Here is a 21,753-nt window from a genome sequence, read left to right on the forward strand (position 1 = left end):
CCGTCACGCGCTGCGTCGGTCACCGTTCGGTCGCCGCGCGATCAACGCACTGACACATTAGTCCCTTTCTTTGCGTTTCGTACCCATAGGTCCCGGTGACCCGTGCAAGAGCCGAATGCTGAAGAGCACGCTGAGAAGCACAGAGGGAAGGTGCTGAGGAATGATCACGCAGGAGCAGATCTCGACGGTTCTGGAACACCCTGTCTACGACTCCGAAGGCAACAAGATCGGCGAGGCGAAGCACGTCTTCTACGACGACGCCACCGGCCAGCCGGAATGGGTCAGCGTCAAGACGGGACTGTTCGGCACCAGCGAGTCGTTCGTGCCGATCGGTGAGGCGGTGGTGGTGGAGGATCACCTCGAGGTGCCGTACGCCAAGGGCATGGTCAAGGACGCGCCCAATGTCGACGTGGACGGCGGCGGGCATCTGTCCGAAGCCGAGGAGCACCGTCTTTACGAGCACTACGGCATCGACTGGGACGACGCGTGGCAGCAGGCGAACCAGCCCGGCGGCGAGGGCTGGGCCCACTCCGGGACCACCGGCACCGCGGGGATGACCGGCACGACCGGAATGGCCGGCACCACCGGCACGACCGGAATGGACGACACCGCCGACTCCGGGGGCATGGCCGGCAGGCCGGGGATGGCAGGTACCGGCCGTGGCGCCGCGGGCGGCGTTTCCGGTGAACGCGAGGACATGCGCGGCGACGACGCGATGACACGCTCCGAGGAGCAGGTGCACGTCGGTGCCGAACGGTACGAGACCGGTCGCGCCCGCCTGCGCAAGTACGTGGTGACGGAAGAGGTGCAGCGCACCGTCCCGCTGCGGCACGAAGAGGTCCGTATCGAGCGTGAACCCATCACCGACGCCAATCGGGACGCAGCGCTGTCCGGCCCGGAGATCACCGAGGCCGAGCACGAGGTCACCCTCCACGCCGAACGCCCCGTGGTGGAGACGGAAACGGTCCCGGTGGAACGCGTACGGCTGAGCACCGAGGAGCAGGTCGAGAACGAGACGGTCACGGGTAAGGCCCGCCGTGAGGAGATAGCCACCGAGGGCGTCATGGACGACGACGAGGAGGAGGGCGGCCCGCGCCGGTAGGCTCCTTCGTCGCGCGTCCGTCCGGTGACCTCGGGGTGCCGGACGGACGCGACCCCCTTTGCGGGCAGAGGCTCCCGGCCGCCTCCCCCTCCACGGAATGGTCACGCGTCCTTCACCGTCCGCGGCTTTCGCCGGGCGGGAACCGGGCTACTCGGCCAGGAGGGCGCCGAAGGGGGACTTGGCATGGTTTTCATCGCGGTCGGTGTGCCGCCTCTGCTGCTCGGCCTGTTACTGCTCTTGGACCGGTACGAGGAGAGGATGTTCCGTCCCGTGCGGGGCGCGCGGCACGCGCGGCGCCGGGGGCACCTGTGGCTCGTGCCGAAGGCGGGGCCCGCCAGGCCGTCCGTGGAGCGGGAGGGTCCGGGCGCGGAAGCCGCCTGAGACGCCCCTCGCACAAGCGGCGGAACTCCCGCACCGCATCGGACCTCCGCTCCCTCCAGGACGTGCGGCACGACCGGGTCCACGGCGGCCGGTGCGACGCCACCGCTTGCCACGGGCACGACCGGGTCCACGGCGGCCCGTGCGACGCCACCGTTCGCCGCGTCGAACGGTCCGGTTTCGGCCGAAGCGCACGAAACGGCGCGCAGCGGGCAGACGCCCGGCGTAATGCTGGACGCACGTCGGCGCCGTCGCCGCCTTCCGCCCCGCCCGCCCGATGACGTACGGAGTCACGATGACCAAGGCCGAACACCAGGGAAGCACCGTGCTGAGCGACGAGGAGGTGCGCACCCTGGACGCCCACTGGCGGGCGGCCAACTACCTTGCCGTGGGCCAGATCTACCTCCTGGCCAACCCGCTGCTGAGCGAGCCCCTCACCCCGGCCCACATCAAGCCGCGACTGCTCGGCCACTGGGGCACCTCGCCCGGCCTCAACCTCGTGTACACCCACCTCAACCGGGTGATCAAGGCCCGCGGTCTCGACGCGCTGTGCGTGTGGGGGCCGGGCCACGGCGGCCCCGCCGTGCTCGCGAATTCCTGGCTGGAGGGCAGCTACAGCGAGACCTACCCGAACGTCTCACGGGACGCTGCCGGGATGGACCGGCTCTTCCGGCAGTTCTCGTTCCCCGGCGGAGTGCCCAGCCACGTCGCTCCGGAGACGCCGGGCTCGATCCACGAGGGCGGCGAACTGGGCTACTCCCTCGCGCACGCCTACGGAGCCGCCTTCGACAACCCCGACCTGCTGGTCGCCTGCGTCATCGGTGACGGCGAGGCGGAGACCGGCCCGCTCGCCGCCTCCTGGCACTCCAACAAGTTCCTCGACCCGGTCAACGACGGCGCCGTCCTGCCGATCCTCCACCTGAACGGGTACAAGATCGCCAACCCGACCGTGTTGTCCCGTATCCCGGAGTCCGAACTCGACGAACTGCTGCGGGGATACGGCCACGAACCGATCCACGTCACCAGCGACGACCCCCGCCAGGTCCACCGCGCCATGGCCGACGCCTTCGACCAGGCGCTGGACCGCATCGCACTCGTGCAGCGCACGGCGCGCGTGGACGGCGTGCCCGAGCGGGCACGCTGGCCCATGATCGTGCTGCGCACGCCGAAGGGCTGGACCGGTCCCGGCGAGGTCGACGGCCTGCCCGTCGAGGGCACCTGGCGCGCTCACCAGGTGCCGCTGTCGAAGGTGCGCGAGAACCCGGAGCATCTGCGGCAGTTGGAGACCTGGCTGCGTTCGTACCGCCCCGAGGAACTCTTCGACGCCGACGGACGGCCGACCTCCGACGTCCTCGCCTGCGTCCCCGAGGGAGCGCACCGCCTCGGTGCGACCTCGCACGCCAACGGCGGTCTGCTCGTGCGCGATCTGCCCATCGCCCTCCTCGACCGCTTCGCCGTGCCCGTGGACAAGCCGGGCGCGTCCGTGCACGAGCCCACCCGGATCCTCGGCGACCTGCTCGAACAGGTCATGCGTGACTCCGCGGACCGCCGTGACTTCCGGGTCGTGGGCCCGGACGAGACCGCCTCCAACCGGCTCGAAGCCGTCTACGGTGCCAGCGGCAAGGCGTGGCAGGCGCAGACCCTCCAGGTGGACGAACACCTGGACCACCACGGCCGGGTGATGGAGATCCTCTCCGAACACCTCTGCCAGGGCTGGCTCGAGGGGTACCTGCTGACCGGGCGGCACGGGCTGTTCTCCTGCTACGAGGCCTTCGTGCACATCGTGGACTCGATGGTCAACCAGCACATCAAGTGGCTGCGGACATCGCGGGAGTTGGCTTGGCGCGCGCCGATCGCCTCCCTCAACTACCTGCTCACCTCGCACGTCTGGCGCCAGGACCACAACGGCTTCTCCCACCAGGACCCGGGCTTCGTGGACCACGTCCTCAACAAGAGCCCGGACGTCGTCCGGGTCTATCTGCCGCCGGACGCCAACACCCTGCTCTCCGTGGCGGATCACGCCCTGCGCAGCCGCGACTACGTGAACGTGATCGTCGCGGGCAAGCAGCCCTGCTTCGACTGGCTCTCCCTCGACCAGGCCCGCGCCCACTGCGCCCGCGGTGCCGGAATCTGGGAGTGGGCGGGCTCCGAGAACGGGGACCGGGAGCCGGACGTCGTCCTCGCCTGCGCGGGTGACGTCCCCACCCAGGAGGTCCTCGCCGCGTCCGCCCTGCTCCGGCGGCATCTGCCCGAGCTGGCGGTGCGCGTCGTGAACGTCGTCGACATGACCCGTCTGCTCCCCCGCGAGGAACACCCGCACGGCATGCCCGACGCCGAGTACGACGGGCTGTTCACCGAGGACAAGCCGGTCGTCTTCGCCTACCACGGCTATCCGTGGCTGATCCACCGGCTCACCTACCGGCGCACCGGCCACGCCAACCTCCATGTGCGCGGCTACAAGGAGATGGGCACCACGACGACGCCCTTCGACATGGTGGTCCGCAACGACCTGGACCGCTACCGGCTCGTCATGGACGTCATCGACCGCGTCCCCGGCCTCGCCGTCCGCGCCGCCTCCGTACGCCAGCAGATGGTCGACGTCCGCACCCGGCACCACGCCTGGATCCGCGAACACGGAACCGACCTGCCGGAGGTCGCCGACTGGTCCTGGAACGGCTGAGACCCGCTGCGCCCGTCCCCGGGCGCGAGGGCCAGCCGACTGGCACTTCTGCCGTGCCCCGAGAGTCGCGGGCACGGCAGAAGTGCGAGCATCGGCCGGACGGGTTCCGGCGGGACCGGACGGGACCGGGAGAGCGGGCCGCCGAGCGCGGAGCCCGCACCTGTCCGTGACGATGTCCGCGGTCGCCGTCCACCCGCCGGCGTAACCGGCGAGCAGAACCCCGTACGGGCGGGCCACTCGGGCGACCGCCGGGCCGTGGGCGTCCTTCCGGCGGACGCCCGACGCCGGCTACTGGTCCTGCGGCTCGGGGGAACCCGCCCGCTGCCGTACGGCCGCCTCGACCTCCGCGCGCTCCTGGCCGGTGGCCTTCGCGTACTCGGTCGCCGCGGCCTGGACGTCCCGGGTGAGGTCGCGCCACGCGCGCCACGCCGTCTCGTAGGTCTCGGACTGCCGAGCCGTCCAGCCTCCCTGCTGCATCGGCGCCCCGAACCTGTCCCGCAGCTCCAGGACTTTCGCGTGCGCCTCGTCGGCTACCTGCTGCTTCTCGACCAGTTCGTCGAAGGTGTCTGCCACAGCGACGGATCTTAGGCGCGCCATCGCGCGGGCCCGCCGCGACACGTGGTGCGTACGCCGGGTGTCACCACGGTGCGCGCGTCACCGTCCGTGTCGGACGTGCCGCGGCGAGAGGTCGTGGGCCCGGAGTCGCACGCACCGACGCGAGCCGAGGCCCGGACCCGCTGCCCCCGTCACCGGGTCCGGGGCCGGGCCCCTCACTGTCCGCGGGCCCCGGGTGTCAGGCGCCCTCGGGCATCGGCGGCCCGGTCCGCCGCGAGGAGGGCGTCTGCGGTGATCAGCGCGGTGGAGCCCGGGGCGGTGCACGCGTGGGCGCCCGCGATGGCGCCCAGCCGGGCGCAGCCGAGCACGTCCCGGCCGCTGTGCCGCCCGTAGAGGAAGCCGCTGACGTACGCGTCGCCCGCGCCGTTGGAGTCCACCACCGGGGCGGGCGGGGCGACGGCCGGGACGTGGTGCGGGGAGGAGCCGCCGTCGCGAATCAGGACGTAGGAGCCGTCCGCGCCCGCCGTGGCGACGACGGTGTGGGCACGCCCGGCACGCAGGATCTCCCGCATGAGGGCCGGGGTGCCCTCACCCGCGCCCGCCGCGCTGAGGAACACGAGGTCGGAACGGAGGGCGAACTCCCGATGGTGCTCGGCCAGCCCGTCCCAGTCGTGCAGATCCGTCGAGACGGGGACGCCGACGTCCTCGATGTCGTCGAACAGGAAGCGCGTGAAGTTCATGATGGACAGATGGACGTGCCGGGTGCGTCGCAGCCGGGGCAGGTACAAGTCCCGGGGCATCCGCAGGCCGTCCGGGTCGCGGGCGTCGTAGAAGGACATCCGCCGGCCGGTGGCGTCGACCAGGTTCACCGCACGGCGCGTGCCCGCCGGTGAGATCGACGGGACGAAGTCCACGCCTCCCTCGGCCAGGCGCTCGCGTACCTGCGCACCGGTCCGGTCGTCGCCGATGCAGTCGAGGAAACCCACCTCCAGGCCGAGCGCGCGGGTGCCCAGCGCGACGTTGCCCCCCGTATGGCCCGGCCACTCCTCGATGGGGCCGACGTGGACCGAGTCGGCGAACGGGACCGGCAGGGAGTCGACGCGGACGATGGTGTCCACCCCGCTGCCGCCGACCACCAACACGTCGTACTGCCACTGCTGTTGCGTCACCTGTCCGCCTCTCCGTTCCCGCGGGTCCCAGTATGGCGGGCCCCCGCCGGTGGGCAGGGCCACCCGTCCGAGGGCACTGCGGGCCGGGTGGAGCGACGGCAACGCGGGGTTGTAGGGACGCGCGCGCCATGGCCGGATAGAAGCCGTACACCGTCCGAGCTACGGGAGCCAACATGATCGTCCCCTTCGGGGCCCGGGATTTCCTGGACCGCGCCACCACCGTGTACGCCGACCGGATCGGCATCGTCGACGAACCCGACCAGCCCGCCGAGCCGTGGGAGGGGCTCACGTACGGACGGGTCGGCGAGCTGGCGCGTGCCCAGGCCGCCGGGCTCGACGCGCTCGGGGTGCCGCACGGCGCACGGGTGGCGGTGGTCTCGCCCAACAGCGCGCGGCTGCTCACCTCGTTCTTCGGGGTCAGCGGCCACGGCCGGGTCCTGGTGCCGGTGAACTTCCGGCTGACGGCCGAGGAGGTGGGCTACATCGTCGGCCACTGCGGCGCGAGCGTGCTCCTCGTCGACCCCGAACTGACGGACCGCCTCGCCGGTGTGGACTGCAAGCACCGGTTCACGCTCGGATCCGTCGCGGACACCGAGCTGTACCGGTTCGGGACGGAGCCGCGGCCCTGGCAGGCGGACGAGAACGCCACCGCCACCGTCAACTACACCAGCGGCACGACGGCCCGTCCCAAGGGCGTGCAGATCACGCACCGCAACATCTGGGTCAACGCCGTCACCTTCGCACTGCACGCGGGTGTCACCGACCGGGACGTCTATCTGCACACGCTGCCGATGTTCCACGCCAACGGATGGGGCATGCCGTTCGCGATGTCGGCCCTGGGCGTGCGGCAGGTCGTGCTGCGCAAGGTCGACGGGGCCGAGATCCTGCGCCGGGTCGCCGAGCACGGGGTGACGGTGATGTGCGCGGCGCCCGCCGTCGTCAACGCCGTGCTGGCCGCGGCGCGTGCGTGGGGCGGGGAGATCCCCGGCCGGGACCGGGTGCGGATCATCGTCGCCGGGGCGCCGCCGCCCACGAAGACCGTGGCACGCGTCGAGGCCGAGCTGGGCTGGGAGTTCGTCCAGATCTACGGTCTCACCGAGACCTCGCCGCTCCTCACGGTCAACCGTTCCCGCGCCGAATGGGACGGCCTCGACCCCCAGGCGCGCGCGGAGAAGCTCGTGCGGGCCGGCGCTCCCGCGCTGGGCGTCACCCTGCGCACGGACGACGAGGGTGAGATCCTCGCACGCTCGAACGTGGTCCTGGGGGGCTACTGGGACCAGCCCGAGGAGAGCGCGCGAGCCCTGGCAGGCGGCTGGTTCCACACCGGGGACGGCGGGTCCGTCGGCGAGGACGGATACCTGACGATCAGCGACCGCAAGAAGGACGTGATCATCACCGGCGGCGAGAACGTGTCCTCGATCGAGGTGGAGGACGCACTCTTCGGACATCCCGCGGTCGCCGAGGCCGCGGTCATCGGAGTGCCGCACGAGAAGTGGGGTGAGACGGTCAAGGCGCTGGTCGTCCTCGCCCCCGGCGCGCAGGTCACGGAGGAGGAGCTGATCGCCCACTGCAAGGAGCGCCTCGCCGGGTACAAGGCCCCCACCTCGGTGGAGTTCCGCGGCCAACTGGCCCGCACGGCCACGGGGAAGCTCCAGAAGTACAAACTGCGCGCGCCGTACTGGAAGGGGCACGAGCGAGGCGTGCACTGACGCTTCCCGTCGGGTTGTTGCGGTGCCGGTGCCGTGGGCCCTTGTCCGCTCGGCACGGCGGCGGCCCGGCCGGCGGGCCAGCACCCAGGTCTCCGCCGGTCACCGGCGTGCTGGGCGCTCCGCTTGATCGTGGGTCGCACGCAACAGGGTGGACGGGGAGGGATCGGTGGCGGCCATGTCATCCTTCGGAAGCGCGGTCAGGAGGGTCGGCCTGGAAGCCGGCGATCAGGGTGTCGATGAGGAAGTGGAAACTCCGCGTGACGTCGCGGGGCATCCTGAAGCCGCCGGTGCCCTCAAGGGTGACGAACCCGTGAAGTGCCGAGCGCAGCGCCCGTGCGGAGTCGACTACCCGCGCGTCGGGCAGGCCGAAACCGGCGAGGACGTCGAGCAGAACCTGCAACGCCGCTTCGCTGACGCGGCGGTCCTCCTCGTCACCGGCCGCCGGAGCGGGGACGGTGGCGGCGTAGCGGCCGGGATGCTCCAGGGCCCAGTGGCGGTAACTGTCGGCGAACGCCCGGACCGCGTCCGGGCCGGAACGGCCGACGGACTCCCGGGCCAGCTGATGGGCGAATTCGCGCTTGGCCTGGACGGAGATGCCGTGCCGCAGTTCGTGCAGGGAGCCGACGTGCTTGTACAGGGACGGCGGCCGTACGCCGAGCCTGTCGGCCAGCAGACCCATGGTCAGGCCCGCCAAACCGACCTCGTCGGCGAGCGCCGCTCCCGCCGCGACGACGGCGCTCGTATCGAGGCCCGCCCTAGGCACGGGCGTGTGCGCTCAGGAAGGCCAGCATCAGGGACACCGTCTCCTCCGGGTACTGGTCGTGCGGGTAGTGGCCGGCTCCGTCGATCACCGCGAGTTCTCCGACACCGGCCGGCATCGCGGCCACGATCGCCTCGCCCTCGGCGCGCGGATCGCCCCAGTCGGGGTCGAGCGAGCCCTGCACGATCAGGGCGGGGCACCGTACGTTGCCCAACTGGGCGCCCGCGTCGGCCGGCGCCGACTGCCCCATCTTCTGCATCGCCCGCATCCGGCCGGGCTCGCCCAGCATCGCCTCGATGCGGGCCAGCCTGTCGGTCCAGTCGGCCGGCTTGCGGCCCGGGTAGGCGTGGTCGAGATAGCGGGACCACAGTCCCTTGCTGCCGAACAGGCTGGAGCCGAGCAGCCGGAAGGCACCCCTGCGGTAGCTCTTCGAGCGGAAGTCGCCGAATTTGATCGACTGTGCGCGCGTGAAGGGGCCCAGCTCGATGATGCCCCTGACCAGGCCGGAATCCTGGGCGGCCGCGATGGTGGCGGCGCCGCCGGAGATCGAGTGGCCGACCAGGACGGCCGGGCCGCCGGCGATGTGGCGGATCACCGCGAGCAGATCGCCCGCGATGTCGGTGCGCGAGTAGGAAGGCCATTGCGCGCTCGACTCGCCACAGCCCCGCAGGTCGACCGCGGCCACTCGATACCCCGCCGCCACCAGACGCGGCAGGACGAACCTGTACGCCGCTCGGCTGTCCCCCATGCCGTGGGCCAGGACGACCAGCGGGCCTTCTCCGGCGGCCTCGTAGGCGATGGTGCCGCCCGGGACGGAGACGAACTCAGCCATGACATCTCCCTGCTCGTCAAGCGCAATAGCTACAAGCTAATGCGACTAGCCAGAAGCTAATGCCCATAGCTATGACAGTCAAGTCCGGCCGGTTACCAGGGGCGGCGCGTACGCCTGTTGAAGCCAAGCGTCGAGTGCTGAAGGTTGCCGGTGAGCACTTCGGGCTGTCACTGCCGCGACAGGTCATCGAGAATGAAAGGCTCCCCGCCGTGGTCACCCGGACCTCACCCCCGTCCTCCTGGTAACCACCACCGTGCTCAATGAGCCGCCGGTGTGGGGCCGGCCCGCCGGAGAGTGCGGCCCGGCGCCGAGGCCCGACCGGGCCTCGGCAGGCGCACACGGGCGTCAGGCGAAGGTCACGCGGGCGACGGGCTCGAGCTGTCCTTCGGCGAGCAGCACCCGGCAACGGAACCGCTGGATCTTGCCGCTGGGCGTCTTCGGCAGCACGCCGCGCGGCAGGAAGAGGCACTCCGCGAGTGCGACCCCGGCCTTCTCCATGGCCAGGGACGCCGCCTCCTCGGCGATGGGCCGGTAGTCGCGCGGGTTGCCCTGCGGCTCCACCATCAGGACGAGCCGCGACCTTCCCGAGTCACCCGTGTCGACGACCGCCGCACACCCCTTGCGTACATTCTTCAGGCTGTCGACTGCCGACTCGATCTCGGAGGCGTAGACCTTCCGCCCGCCCACCGACAGCATGTCGTCGGCGCGGCCCAGGACATAGAGCTCGTCGTCCTTGATGAAGCCCAGGTCACCGGTCCGCAGCCAGCCATTCCGGAATCGGGCGGCCGTGCGCTCCGGGTCCGCGTAGTAGCCCCTCGCCAGGCTCGGTGAGGACACCTGGATCTCCGCGATCGCGCCGTTCGACCCGGCGCGCACGGAAACACCGGGCAGCGCGCAGCCGTTGGAGACGAGCCGGGTGGCCTTCGGATGGTCGGGCGCCACTTCGATCACCGAGCCCTCGACGAGCGCGGGCCCGTCGAAGGCGAGTGCGGTCGGCGCCTGCGCCCAGGGCTTGCCGGTCACCGCGAGCGTGGCCTCGGCCATGCCGTACGCGGGTTGGAACGCGGAGTCGGTCAGACCGAACGGCCGGAACTTCTCCGTCGCCGTGCTGAGTGTGTCCCAGTCGACGCGCTCCGCTCCGATCACGGCAGCCCGCAGCTTCAGCTCCCTGGGCAGCGAGCCCCGCCCCTGCGCCCGCGCCGCGAGATACACGGCGGTGCTGGTGCCCGCCGTCATCGTCGCCTCGTACTCCGACATGTCCCGGAACCAGCTGCGCGGCGCCATCCCGAACCGGTCGGGTGTGGACAGCACGAAGTCGAAGTCGTACGCCCACGAGTACAGCAGGCAGCCGAACATGCCCATGTCGTGGGAGAGCGGGAGCCAGGAGGCCACGGTGTCCGCGCCCGGCCGGCCGCCCGTCAGATGCAGGATGATCTGCAACTGCTGTTCGATGGCACGGGTGGTGAGCGCGCACCCCTTGGGTGTGCTGGTGGAGCCGGACGAGTACTGGACGAACGCCAGGTCGTCCCGTCCCGGCGGACTCGGCTCGATGCGTCCCGAGCCGCGCAGGGCCGACCAGCCGCGCACCGGAAGCTGCCGGGTCAGCTCCCCGGGGACCATGCCCGTCAGCCAGTCGTCGACGAGCAGGAGTGCCGGGTCCAGCCGCGCCGAAAGGGCGACGAGCTGCTGGCCGTACGCTTCGGGGCTCTGTCCCCGTGTGGGCAACGGGAGCGAGGCCACCACGCCGCCCGCGAGCCAGATCGCGAGCAGTCCGCGGACCGTGTCGGGGGTGTTGGTGAGGATGCAGGCGACCCGGGCTCCGGGTCGCACACCGAGGGCGCGGAGCCCTGCGGCCAATCCGTGTGCGTCCCCGACGACCTCGCGCCAGGGTGTGTGTGCGAACGCTTCGCCGTTCCACTCGTGCAGTACACCGTGCGAGGCACCGTCGGTCAGGGCGCTGAAAAAATCCATGTACGTGTTTCCCCGTCTCTCGTCTCGTTCGGCTTCCCCGGTGTGGCTATTCGACGTCGACGAGGGAGGCGTCGGAGCCGCGGTCGCGTTCGGCCATGGGCGCGATCTTCTGCTGGGACTCCAGGAGTTCCCTCTCGTCCAGGGAGGAGCCGGAGACGCGGCTGACATTGGCCTCGCGCATGGTCATGCGGTCCGGGTCGATGCGAACGACCTTCCAGGCCAGACGGCTCTTCTCCAGCGACCAGATGAGGATCGCGGAGAGGTCGATCTCGTACCACTTCATGCCGTGGCGGGCGGAGCGGGGGAAGGCGTGGTGGTTGTTGTGCCAGGCCTCCCCGAACGAAGGGATCGACAGCCAGGCGACGTTGCGCGACTGGTCGGTGGTCTCGAAGCGGCGACGCCCGAAGACATGCCCGACGGAGTTGACGGCGTACGTCATGTGGTTGATGAGGAAGATGCGGACAAGGCCGCCCCACAGCGTTCCCGTAAGGCCGGCCCGGAGGGATCCGCCGGTGATGCCGAAGGCGATGAGGCCGGGCAGGACCACACTGGAGGCGGTGACCAGGACCAGATGTTCGCTCAGCCAGCGCAGGGGCTTCTCTCGGACCAAGTCGGGGCAGTAGCGCATCGGGTCGGAGCTGAGGCCGACGTCGAAGAGCCAACCCAGGTGGGCGTGCCACAGTCCGGCCACGGTGCCCCTGAAGCCGGGTTCGAAGTCCAGGTGCGGGGAGTGCGGGTCGCCCGGCTTGTCGGCGACGCGGTGGTGCTTGCGGTGGTGCGCGGCCCAGATCAGGGGCGGGCCCTGCCCCGCCATCACTCCGGCGGTGGCGAGGGCGATGCGGATGGGCTTGTAGGTCTCGAACGATCGGTGGGTCAGCATGCGGTGGTACCCGGCGGAGATCCCGAAGCCGGAGACGGCGTACATGATGACCAGGACGACGACGTCCGACCAGCCGAAGATCTCGTTCCACAGCAGCCCCATGGCGCCGAAGACCGCGAGCAGCGGAATGAGCGACGCCCCGAGTATGAACCAGCGATGCTTCTTGCCGTCCATGTGCTTCTCACTTCCGGGAGTTGACTGTCTGACGGTTCGCGACGGTGCCCCTGGCATTGCGGAACAGGGGAAGAACTGCCGCGCGCAGCAAGGGGAAGAGCAGTGCGCGGGGGAGGTGGCGGCCAGCGAGGTACTGGGCCTTGGCGGCAGGGCCGGGGACCACGACACGACGCCCCCGCGCCATGCCTCGCAGGCCCGCCTCGGCGACGCGCCGGGGCGTGAGCCAGGCGAGAAACGCGTGCCTCTGCAGGCTTGAAATGCCGCCCGTCGCATAGAAAGCGGTGCGCACGGGTCCGGGTGCGAGCAGTGTGCAGCTCACCCCGGTGCCGCGCAGTTCGATGTGCAGCGACTCGGCGAAGGCATTGGCGAAGGCCTTGGTCGCCGAGTAGGTGGCCGCAGTCGGCACGGGCTGGCAGCCCGCGGTGGAGCCGGTGACCAGGACGCGACCGTGCCGGCGGGCCAGCATCCCGGGAAGAAGGGCCTGGGTGAGGGCGTGCAGCGAGACGACGTTGACCTGGACCTCGGCGGTCTCCTCCGCCGGGTCGTTCTCGCTGAACGGCCCGCAGGTGGGGAACCCGGCGTTGACGCAGAGCACGGAGACCGGCTCCCCGGCCAGCTCCCCGGCCAGCTTCTCGCGCGCGGCCGGGTCGGCGAGGTCGCAGGTCCTCACGCGCACGCTCACGTGGTGCCTGTCCCGCAGTTCCTCGGCGAGCAGCTCCAGGACCTCGGTCCTCCGCGCGATCAGCCACAGGCCGTATCCGCGCGCGGCCAGGCCCCTGGCGAGGTGCTCGCCGATGCCGGACGACGCGCCGGTGACCACCGCCCACTCCGGGCCGCTCACGCGGGGGACACCGGAGAGCCGAGGTGCTCGGCGAGCCGCCCGGCCGCGGCACGGCCCGTCCGCGCGCATGCCTCGATGGACACTCCCTGGATGTAGTCACCCGCGAGCTCCAGGCCGGCGATGTCCGTGACGCTTTCGCGGATTTCGGCCAGGAACTCAGCGTGGTAGGGGAGATAGCCGCTGTAGGCGGCCTTCCAGTGCTTGACCAGGAGGTTGACGCGCTCGGCGCGCGGCGCTCCCAGGTGGGTCACCAGGCGCTGCTCGGTCTCACGTGTGAGCCGGTCGATGTTCTCGGCGCTGAGGTCGGTGAGCCTGCCCTCACGGCCGCTGTAGGTGTAGCGGACGATGTGGCGGTCCCCCTGGCCGTACGAGCCGGCGTTGCTGCATGGTCCGTCGTCCATGGTGAGCGCCCGCACGTCATGTGTGAACATGTCCCGGTCGTACTCGACGAGCACCACGGTCGACGGGAAGTAGTTCACGTCGTCGAGGCGGCGGGCGAGTGCCGGCCGAGCCGAGCGGACGATCTCGGCGGTGGCGTAGGCAGGGGTGGCAAGGACGATGCCGTCGTAGTCGCGGGACGTGGCCGCGGCGCCCTCCTGAGAGATCCGCAGACCCGTGACCCGGCCGTCGCGGATCTCCACGCCCTCGACCTTCGAGTCGAGACGGACGGGCACCCGCTTCGCGAATGCCGCCAGGACGGGCTGGATACCGCCCGACAACTGGTCGTAATGGTCCAGCAGCATCGCGAGGTTGGTGCCGAACGTGCCGGGATAGACCTCGTCGGGCTCCGCTCCGTTGTTGCGGAGGACCATGGGCCGCACCAGCATGTCCGTCATCTGGGCGCCGAAGAACGCGCTGAGCGGGGCGTGGTCGTGCCGTGCCGAGACACCGCTGAAGTAGCGCGAGCCGAGGAAGCGGTTGCGCCGGTCGGCGCGGATACGGGCCGCCATGCCCGCCATTCGGGCGAAGTCCCGGGTCGAGCCCATGCGCCGGACGTTCTTCAGGGTCTGACCGCGGCGCTCACTGTCGATCGTGAGCACCGCGCCGTCCTTGATGCGGGACGCGTTGTATCCGAAGCTTTCGTACCGGTCCGAGCCGAGCTCCGAGGTGAACCAGCGGAAGGTGTGGTACTGGCGGCCGATGTTCTTGCCGCCCGTCATGACCTCCCGGTCGCCCAGTCTGCCGAGACCGAAGCGGCCACCCAACGTGCCCTGGGATTCGATGACTTCGACGTCGTGACCGAGCAGGTCGAGGCGGAGCGCAGCAGTGAGACCGGCGATGCCGCCGCCCACCACGGCCACGCGGCGCCGGGTACGTTTCAATGACATGGATCAGACTCCGTGGCCTTGTGTGGTCGAACGGGGATGCGGGCCGGCGTCGGGCAACAGCTCGATACGGCCCTCGACGATCGTTTTGCCGAACTGCTGGATGCGCACGGCCACCGGCAGCCTGCCGTCCGCGCCGGGGACCGAGGCCTGAGCCTCGTAGACGACGTCCGCCTCGAACTCGGCGAAGTCCAGGAAGGCCGCGTCGCAGCCGACCGCCAAGGCGTGGGGGGATGCGATGGCCCCGCCCCGGCAGGCCGCCGCGACGGCCGCCTGCCGCATGCCCTCGACCATCAGAGGACCCGGCACATGGTCGTACTCGTGGTCGAAGAAGGCAGGGTGGCGCCGGTCGGCGGCGAGGAGATAACGGATCGGGCCGTCGTGGGGCTCCGAGCCCGTCGGGCCCGTCGAACCGATGACGACGTTGCGCGGGATCTCGCGGCCGACCAGGGAGGGCGCGAGCCGGTGTGCCGGGGTCGGCCGGCTGTCCTCCACCGGCTTCTGGGCCCGCTGGAAGGCACGGAAGATGTCGTAGTCCTCCTGCGACATGAAGGCGAGGACCGCGCCGAGCGTCATCGCCCGGCGGCCGTCGATCTCCATGGCGCCTTCAAGGGTCATGCTCACCACGTCGGAGCCTCTGCCCTGCTGTTCGGCGACGCGGTAGTGCAGACGGCCCTGGAGCGCGGAGATCCCATCGTCCCTGTACGCCGCCGGGTCCTCGACCCGCAGCGTGATCCGCTGGAGGCTGAAGGGTAGCCCCACGGGCACGCCCACATGGCGGTGCAGCAGCACGAAGATGGCCTGCCGCGCGGCCTCGGCGGACGCGAGCGAGTCGTGATACGCCTCGTTGCGGTCGGACCACAGGCTGTGCGCGCGGGGGATCTGGAACGACACATGGAAGTCGACGTCCGAGCTCTGCGCGGAGTCCGCGACGAAGACCTCGCCGATCTGTCTGCGGTGTGCGAACGAGCGTGGCACGGTCTGCTCGAAGCCCAGCTGGACGCCGGGCGGCAGCACCGGGCCGGGGATGACGGGGTAAGGAAGCGGACTGGTCATCGGATCGACTCCGGTTCAAGCGGGTCCTGTTGTACGGGGCGTGGCTGGGCGCCGCTCTGATATACGGGCGTGCGCATGGCGCTGCGGCGGCGGACCTCCGTGGTGGCGAGCCGCCCCAACTCGCCGAGCGCGGCACGGCGTCGGCCCCGGCCGCGCAGTACGGCCGCGCCGGTGGCGCCGAGCACCCGCCCGGGGGTGAGGACGTCCATGACGGAGGTGCGATGGCTCAGCAGGTCCAGTACGCCGTCGACCTTCCCCTTCGCGTGCAGCCTGCCGACGACCCGCGGGACGACGCCCGCGATGGGACCCGCGACGCCGAGGTCCGCCGCCAGGCCGTAGTACTCGGCGTAGGTGCGGTCCCGCCATGCGCCGAACTCGGCGGTGGCGAGGTCGATTCCGGCGGGGTTGGGCAGAGCCGCCGAGATCGCGGGTGCGAGCCGCTCCGCCTGGTGGAAGGCGTCCCCGATGCCCCGCCCGCCCGCCGGGTCCTTGAAGTGTCCGGCGTCCCCGAGCAGCACCCAGCCGGCGCCCGCCGCTTCGCGGAAGTACCCGACGAAACGGCGGATCCCGTAGATCTTGCTCGCCCGGGTGGCGCCCGAAAGAGCCTTGGCGATGGGTGCGCAGCGCAGGACGTGGGCGTGTACGGAGCCTTCGGCGTCGGCGCGGAAGGACTCCCGCTCGTGCTGTTGCGGGGAGACGCCCACGATGTACAGGCCGTTGTCGGCGGGGCCGCCCAGCATGTGCCGGTCGCCCCAGCGGTGGAAGACGAAGGTGGGGTCCGCGCCGAAGTCCGCGCCTTCGAAGTAGGTCCAGTAGTAGCCGCGTTCACCCGGGCAGACGTGATACATGCGGGAGCCGCAGGTCTCGGCCACCTTGGAGTTCCGGCCGTCGGCGCCGACGACGAGGCGGGCGTGCAGGACGGTCTCGGTGCCCCCCGACACGGCTCTGACCCCCGAGACGCGGCCGTCCTCGCGGATCACCCCGACGACCCGGGTGCCCAGGCGCACCTCGGCGCCCGACGCGCGGGCCGCGCCCACCAGCACCGGATCGAGGACCTCCCGGCGGATGCACGCCGCGCCGCCCACGTCCCCCTCCCGCTGCGGAAACGCCGCCACACAGCGGAACTCCTCCAGACGCATGTCGACATGGGTCATCGTGGTGACCCCGGCCACCCTCAACTCGTCGGTCACGCCCAGACGGTCGAGGAATTCCAGGGAATCGGCCTGGAGGATGTTCGAGGAGAGCGTCGAACGGATCTGTGAGGCCTGATCGAGCACGACGACCCGCAGTCCCCGGCGCGCGAGGAGTGCGCCGAGCGTGGAGCCTGCGCAGCGTGCTCCGACGATGACGATGTCGAAATCCTCCGTCGCGGTGCCTCCCGTGCCGCCGCTCATGACGCGTTCCAGCGCACTGCCGCCGCGGCCGCGAAATCGCCGGCGTGCGCGAAGCCGGACATCACGATGAGGTCGCCGTCGCGCAGCTCGCCGGCGCGCGCGGCTTGGTCGAGGGTGACGGGAACGGCGGCGCCGTACAGGTTGCCGAAGCGGTCGAAGGTGTCGAAGTGCCGCTTCTCGTCGAGTTCCAGGGCCCGCCGCCAGTTCCTCAGGAAGATCCGGTTCGGCTGGTTGGTGACGAGGACGTCGATGCCGGACGGTTCCTCGCCGAGGTCCGAGCAGAGCTCCCGGACGAGTTCGGGGACCAGAGCGTTGCCGCGGCCCAGGATCTGAGCCTGTTTCTCGTTGTCGAACCAGATGTCCGTCTGCCCGGTGCCCGGCTCCCAGTACTTGCGCCCGTCCGGAGCGGACAGCCCCAGGTCGACCGAGTACGCGGGAGTGCTCCGCTTGCTCACGCCGAGGATCGGCGACCCACCGCCCGCCTCCAGATAGGCCACGCCACACCCGTCGCCCGGTACCGCCGCGTGGGGGTGCTTGCGCACCTCGGACTGGGCGAACATCTGCCCCGCGGTGTTCTGCACATTGGCGATCAGAGCGGTACGCGCGGAGCCGTCGGCCATGATCTTCTGTGCCAGCTGCAGCATGTAGACGAAGGAGGCGCAGCCGCCGTTGTGCAGGTCCACGACCCACTCGGGGTCGATGCCGAGCCGGTGCGCGGCCTGGGCGCCGACGCCCATGAACGGCTCGTCCGGGAGCAGCACGTTCGTGAGGAGCACATCCGCCTGGGGTTTCCTCCCGAGCCGCTCGAAGAGCGGCTCGGCCGCCTTCGCGATCATGTCGGCGGCCCGCTCGTCCGGTGCGACGTGGTGCCGTGTCGCGGGGACCTTGAACAGCGGGGCGCCGGCGAGTGGGTCCACCGGAGCGTCCGGGTCGTGGAAGAACTCGGGTCCCACGACGTTCTCGGGCAGATAGCTCCCGAAGTCGACTATGCCGACGGGCTGCATGAACGTTCCTTTCGAAGCCAGTCCTCAACAGTCCGTGCCGTCTCGGCGGCGTGTTCCTCGAGGAGCGAGAAGTGATCACCCGGGACCGGCGTGACGGTGTCCGCCGCGCCCCACAGCGGCCAGTCCTGGCTGTTCGGCGCGTCGGGGCCGCGTTCGGCCCTGAGGAGCAGTGCCGGGGCGGCGAGCGGGTCAGCGGCCCAGTCGTCGAAGAGGCGCAGATAGCCGCCCATGGCCAGCACAGCCGCTTCGTCGACGCCGGCCGACGCCTGGTCCCTGGAGAGGACGCGGCCCATGGCCCAGGCGAAGACCTCGCTCTGCCGGGCGGGTTCGGGCTCGTACGTATCGATCAGGACGACACCTGCGACCTGGTGTCCGGCACGTTCGAGGCTCGCGGCCGCGGCGTGCGCGAGGGCCCCGCCGATGGAATGGCCGACGAGCAGCACGGGGGCACCGGCCGCGGCTGTGAGTGTCTCGGCGGCCAGTGTGTCGGCCGCCGCGCGCCAGGATCTCGGGAGGAGGGGTGAGGGGCCGCCGAGACCCGGCAGAGTGAGCGCCGACATCCGCAGGCGACGGCGGAAGCCCGCGGCGAATCGCGCGAACTGGTGCGGACCCGAACCGGCCAGGAACGACGGCACGCAGACCACGGCGGGCTCGGCGACGCCGTCGGAGACGAGGGTGGGTCCGCCCGTTGCGGTGAGCCGGCCGGGGGAGGAGAAGGTGGGGAGCGCGGCGGCGGCCTCCCGCAGCCACGGGACGGTGGCGGCGAGTTCGCCGCGCAGATGGGCGGACCGGAGCAGGGTGGTGTATGGGGTCGGGTCGGCCGCCGGGGCCGCCGCGGGCTCCCGGGTTTCGGGCATGGCCTGCCCGACCAGCGGCCGCAGATGATCGGCGACCGACACCGGGGTCGGGTGGTCCACGAGGAGTGTCGCCGGCAGGTCGAGTCCGGTGACGGTGGACAACCGCCGCTGGAGCCGGACCGCGCCGAGGGAGTCGATGCCGAGTTCCAGGAGGGATCTGCCCGGGTCCACCGCAGTGCTGTCCTTGTATCCGAGGACGAGGGCGACCGCGGCCAGGACCAGGCCCAGGACGTCTCGGGCCGGCTCCTCGAGCTCCTGCGAAGTCCCGCTGGGGGAGGGCGCGTCGCGGTCCGCCCGCTGCGTACCGCTGACAGTCCGCAGTACGTCGATCCAGTGGCGGCGGGGCTGGAATGCGTACGTGGGAAGGTTCACCCCGCGACCGGCGGCCGGCGGGAACAGACCCGCCGGGTCGGCGCCCGCGCCGTGGGTGTGCAGCTCCGCGAGCGCGGTAAGGAGCGCGGCGGGCTCGCGCCTGCGTCCGTCGAGCGCGGAGGCGAGGACGGCGGCGGACGGTTCGGCCAGACAGTCCTGCACCATGCCGGTGAGTACCCCGGCCGGGCCGAGCTCCAGGAAAGCGGTCACCCCCGCGTTCTCCAGGGTGCGTACGCCGTCCTGGAAGCGGACCGGAAGCTCGGCATGCCGCACCCAGTAGCCGGGGGTGGCGAGTGCGGCGGGGTCGGCGAGGGTGCCGGTGACGTTGGAGACGATCGGGATGCGCGGTGCCCGGTAGCTCAAGCCGCCCGCGATCTCGGCGAGGCGACCGAGCATGGGGCGCATCAGGGGTGAGTGGAACGCGTGGCTCACCCGCAGCCTGCGGGTGCGGCGGCCCCGCTGCCGCCAAGGTATTTCCCAGGTGTCGAGGTCGTCCGTGGCACCGGAGACGACCACGGAGCGAGGTCCGTTGACGGCTGCCACCGCCAACTGCTCGTACCCCGACAGGCTGGTGCGCACCTCCTCCTCCGAGGCCTCCACCGCGACCATCGCGCCCCCCTTCGGCAGCGCCTGCATCAGTGCGCCGCGGGCGGCGACCAGAGTGCTCGCGTCGGGGAGGGAGAGGACCCCGGCGACATGAGCGGCGGACAGTTCGCCGATCGAGTGGCCCAACAGGAGATCGGGGGTGAGGCCCCACGATTCGACGAGGCGGTAGAGGGCGACCTCCAGGGCGAACAGAGCGGGCTGGGTGTGGCCTGTGCGGTGCACGAGCTCTGCCTCCGGGGTGCCCGGGGCGGCGAACATCACCTGCCGCAACGGCATTTCCGTACGACGGTCGAGCTCGGCGCATACCGCGTCCAGGGCCTCCGCGAACACCGGATATACGGCGGCGAGTTCATGCCCCATGCCGACGTGCTGGGAGCCTTGCCCGGAGAAGAGGAAGGCGGTCTTGCCGGCCCGTGCCGCTACGCCCTGCACGTTGTTGGCCGAGTGCTCGCCCTTGGCCAACACCGCCAGACCGGCCAGGAGTTCGGCAAGGTCCGCGCCAACGACGACGGCCCGGTGCTCGAAGCGGGTGCGGCCGCGGGCGAGGGCCGCGCCGACCTCGGTGGGCCCGGCGCCGGGATGCGCGACGAGGTGGGTGTGCAGGCGGCGGGCCTGGTCGCGGAGGGCGGCCGGAGTCCTGGCGGAGAGCACCCACGGGACCGCGGGAAGGCCGGGCGGTTCTTCCTCGCCCTCCGGTCCGCCGACCGGTGCTTCCTCGACGACCACATGGGCGTTGGTGCCGCTGATGCCGAAGGACGAGACGCCCGCGCGACGGACCCGCTCCCCACGTGGCCAGGGTGTGGCCTCCACCAGCAGGGAGATGCCGCCGGACCAGTCGGCCTTCGACGTGGGCCGGTCGACGTGCAGGGTCCGCGGAAGCAGCTCGTGGCGCAGGGCCTGGACGATCTTGATGAGCCCGCCGACACCGGCGGCCGCCTGGCTGTGCCCGAGGTTGGATTTCAACGAGCCCAGGAATAGAGGCGGTCGTTCCCCGCGCTCCCGGCCGTAGACGGCGTCCAGCGCCTCGATCTCGATGGGGTCGCCCAGTGTGGTCCCGGTGCCATGGCCCTCGACGACGTCGACATCGGCCGGACGGACACGGGCGGAGGCGAGCGCCTGGCTGATGACGTGCTGCTGAGAGGTGCCGCTGGGCGCGGTCAGTCCGTTGCTCGCGCCGTCCTGGTTGACTGCTGAGCCCCGGACGACGGCGAGGACCCGGTGGTCATTGCGGCGGGCCTCGCTGAGCCGCTCGAGGAGGACGACTCCGACGCCCTCGCCCCAGCCGGTTCCGTCGGCCGCCTCCGCGTAGGAGCGGCATCGGCCGTCCCGCGACAGGGCGCGCTGCCTGCTGAACTCCGTGAACAGGCCCGGCGTGGACATCACCGTGACGCCACCGGCGAGCGCGAGGGAGCACTCGCCGCGGCGCAGTGCCTGCGCCGCCAGATGCACACCGACCAGGGACGAGGAACATGCCGTGTCGACGGTGAGCGCCGGACCCTCGAAGCCCATGGAGTACGAGACCCGCCCCGACAGCACGCTGCCGGCCGAGCCGATGCCCCAGTAGCCCTCCAGATCGCTCGGACCGGAGCGGGCGAGCAGGGCGTAATCCTGCCCGGTCGTCCCCACGAACACGCCTGTACGTGAGCCACGCAGTGTGCCGGGGTCGATTCCGGCGTCCTCCAGGCACTCCCAGACGGTCTGCAGGAGCAGCCGCTGCTGCGGGTCCATGGCACGCGCCTCGGTGTGCCCGATGCCGAAGAATTCCGCATCGAACTCCGTCGCCCCGTGGAGGAAGCCACCGGATCGGGCGTACGTGGTCCCGGAGCGGTCGGGGTCGTCGTCGAAGAGGCCGTCGAGGTCCCAGCCCCGGTCGTCGGGAAAGGGCCCGACGACGTCCCGCCCTTGGTCCACGACCTCCCACAGATCGGCGGCGGACGTGACACCGCCCGGATACCGGCAGGCCATGCCGACGATCGCGACCGGCTCGTACAGGAGTTGCTCAGCCTGCTGCAACCGCTCGCGGGTGCTCTGAAGTTCGGCGACCACGCGCTTGAGATAGCGCAGGGTCCTGTCGTCGTCGGTCATGGC

Annotated in this window: 16 protein-coding genes; 4 read left to right on the top strand and 12 right to left on the bottom strand. The window is 71.2% G+C overall.

Annotated features, from left to right (window positions below; genetic code table 11):
* Positions 1–160: 160 nt before the first annotated feature.
* The 3 genes from AC0ZLC_RS03505 (at position 161) to AC0ZLC_RS03515 (ending at position 4,160) form a co-directional block, all read left to right on the top strand.
* Positions 161–1,102 (top strand): DUF2382 domain-containing protein, encoded by a 942-nt coding sequence (locus tag AC0ZLC_RS03505; RefSeq protein ID WP_476750366.1) that lies wholly within the window; start codon positions 161–163, stop codon positions 1,100–1,102.
* A gap of 183 nt (positions 1,103–1,285) precedes the next feature.
* Positions 1,286–1,483 carry a hypothetical protein gene (locus AC0ZLC_RS03510; RefSeq protein ID WP_476750367.1) on the top strand — a complete coding sequence of 66 codons (198 nt, stop codon included), beginning with the start codon at positions 1,286–1,288 and terminating at the stop codon, positions 1,481–1,483.
* A 292-nt stretch (positions 1,484–1,775) separates the two neighbouring features.
* The gene (locus AC0ZLC_RS03515; RefSeq protein WP_476750368.1) at positions 1,776–4,160 is read left to right on the top strand and encodes a phosphoketolase family protein; all 2,385 of its coding nucleotides are present in this window, start codon (positions 1,776–1,778) and stop codon (positions 4,158–4,160) included.
* Between the two features lie 288 nt (positions 4,161–4,448).
* On the opposite strand, the gene AC0ZLC_RS03520 is transcribed toward AC0ZLC_RS03515, so the two are convergent.
* Together AC0ZLC_RS03520 and AC0ZLC_RS03525 are read right to left on the bottom strand one after the other, a co-directional pair.
* Positions 4,449–4,733 carry a hypothetical protein gene (locus AC0ZLC_RS03520; protein WP_476750369.1) on the bottom strand — a complete coding sequence of 95 codons (285 nt, stop codon included), beginning with the start codon at positions 4,731–4,733 and terminating at the stop codon, positions 4,449–4,451.
* A gap of 197 nt (positions 4,734–4,930) precedes the next feature.
* Positions 4,931–5,884: a carbohydrate kinase family protein gene (locus tag AC0ZLC_RS03525; protein WP_476750370.1), complete on the bottom strand. Its 954-nt coding sequence runs from the start codon at positions 5,882–5,884 to the stop codon at positions 4,931–4,933.
* 173 nt (positions 5,885–6,057) lie between these two features.
* Between AC0ZLC_RS03525 and AC0ZLC_RS03530 the strand changes: the two genes are divergently transcribed.
* Positions 6,058–7,593, top strand: coding sequence for an AMP-binding protein (locus AC0ZLC_RS03530; RefSeq protein ID WP_476750371.1), 1,536 nt, complete (start codon positions 6,058–6,060; stop codon positions 7,591–7,593).
* 178 nt (positions 7,594–7,771) lie between these two features.
* Here AC0ZLC_RS03530 and AC0ZLC_RS03535 read toward each other — a convergent pair whose 3' ends face one another.
* The 10 genes from AC0ZLC_RS03535 to AC0ZLC_RS03580 all read right to left on the bottom strand — a co-directional run bounded on the left by AC0ZLC_RS03535 (position 7,772) and on the right by AC0ZLC_RS03580 (position 21,750).
* The gene (locus AC0ZLC_RS03535; RefSeq protein WP_476750372.1) at positions 7,772–8,356 is read right to left on the bottom strand and encodes a TetR/AcrR family transcriptional regulator; all 585 of its coding nucleotides are present in this window, start codon (positions 8,354–8,356) and stop codon (positions 7,772–7,774) included.
* Positions 8,349–9,185, bottom strand: a complete 837-nt coding sequence (locus AC0ZLC_RS03540; RefSeq protein ID WP_476750373.1) for an alpha/beta fold hydrolase — start codon at positions 9,183–9,185, stop codon at positions 8,349–8,351. The genes AC0ZLC_RS03535 and AC0ZLC_RS03540 overlap by 8 nt, the downstream gene beginning before the upstream one ends.
* Positions 9,186–9,530: 345 nt before the next feature.
* Positions 9,531–11,156, bottom strand: a complete 1,626-nt coding sequence (locus tag AC0ZLC_RS03545; protein ID WP_476750374.1) for an AMP-binding protein — start codon at positions 11,154–11,156, stop codon at positions 9,531–9,533.
* Positions 11,157–11,202: 46 nt separating this feature from the next.
* Positions 11,203–12,210, bottom strand: a complete 1,008-nt coding sequence (locus tag AC0ZLC_RS03550) for an acyl-CoA desaturase (RefSeq protein WP_476750375.1) — start codon at positions 12,208–12,210, stop codon at positions 11,203–11,205.
* A gap of 7 nt (positions 12,211–12,217) precedes the next feature.
* Positions 12,218–13,051, bottom strand: a complete 834-nt coding sequence (locus AC0ZLC_RS03555; RefSeq protein ID WP_476750376.1) for an SDR family NAD(P)-dependent oxidoreductase — start codon at positions 13,049–13,051, stop codon at positions 12,218–12,220.
* The gene (locus AC0ZLC_RS03560) at positions 13,048–14,379 is read right to left on the bottom strand and encodes a protoporphyrinogen/coproporphyrinogen oxidase (protein ID WP_476750377.1); all 1,332 of its coding nucleotides are present in this window, start codon (positions 14,377–14,379) and stop codon (positions 13,048–13,050) included. Before AC0ZLC_RS03560 ends, AC0ZLC_RS03555 begins: the two co-directional genes overlap by 4 nt.
* 3 nt (positions 14,380–14,382) lie before the next feature.
* The gene (locus AC0ZLC_RS03565) at positions 14,383–15,432 is read right to left on the bottom strand and encodes an AfsA-related hotdog domain-containing protein (RefSeq protein ID WP_476750378.1); all 1,050 of its coding nucleotides are present in this window, start codon (positions 15,430–15,432) and stop codon (positions 14,383–14,385) included.
* Positions 15,429–16,826: an NAD(P)/FAD-dependent oxidoreductase gene (locus AC0ZLC_RS03570; RefSeq protein ID WP_476750379.1), complete on the bottom strand. Its 1,398-nt coding sequence runs from the start codon at positions 16,824–16,826 to the stop codon at positions 15,429–15,431. Before AC0ZLC_RS03570 ends, AC0ZLC_RS03565 begins: the two co-directional genes overlap by 4 nt.
* Positions 16,823–17,830, bottom strand: a complete 1,008-nt coding sequence (locus tag AC0ZLC_RS03575; RefSeq protein WP_476750380.1) for a 3-oxoacyl-ACP synthase III family protein — start codon at positions 17,828–17,830, stop codon at positions 16,823–16,825. Before AC0ZLC_RS03575 ends, AC0ZLC_RS03570 begins: the two co-directional genes overlap by 4 nt.
* The gene (locus tag AC0ZLC_RS03580) at positions 17,812–21,750 is read right to left on the bottom strand and encodes a type I polyketide synthase (protein ID WP_476750381.1); all 3,939 of its coding nucleotides are present in this window, start codon (positions 21,748–21,750) and stop codon (positions 17,812–17,814) included. Before AC0ZLC_RS03580 ends, AC0ZLC_RS03575 begins: the two co-directional genes overlap by 19 nt.
* Between the last annotated feature and the right edge of the window lie 3 nt (positions 21,751–21,753).

The organism is Streptomyces sp. GLSS-08 (assembly GCF_056387915.1).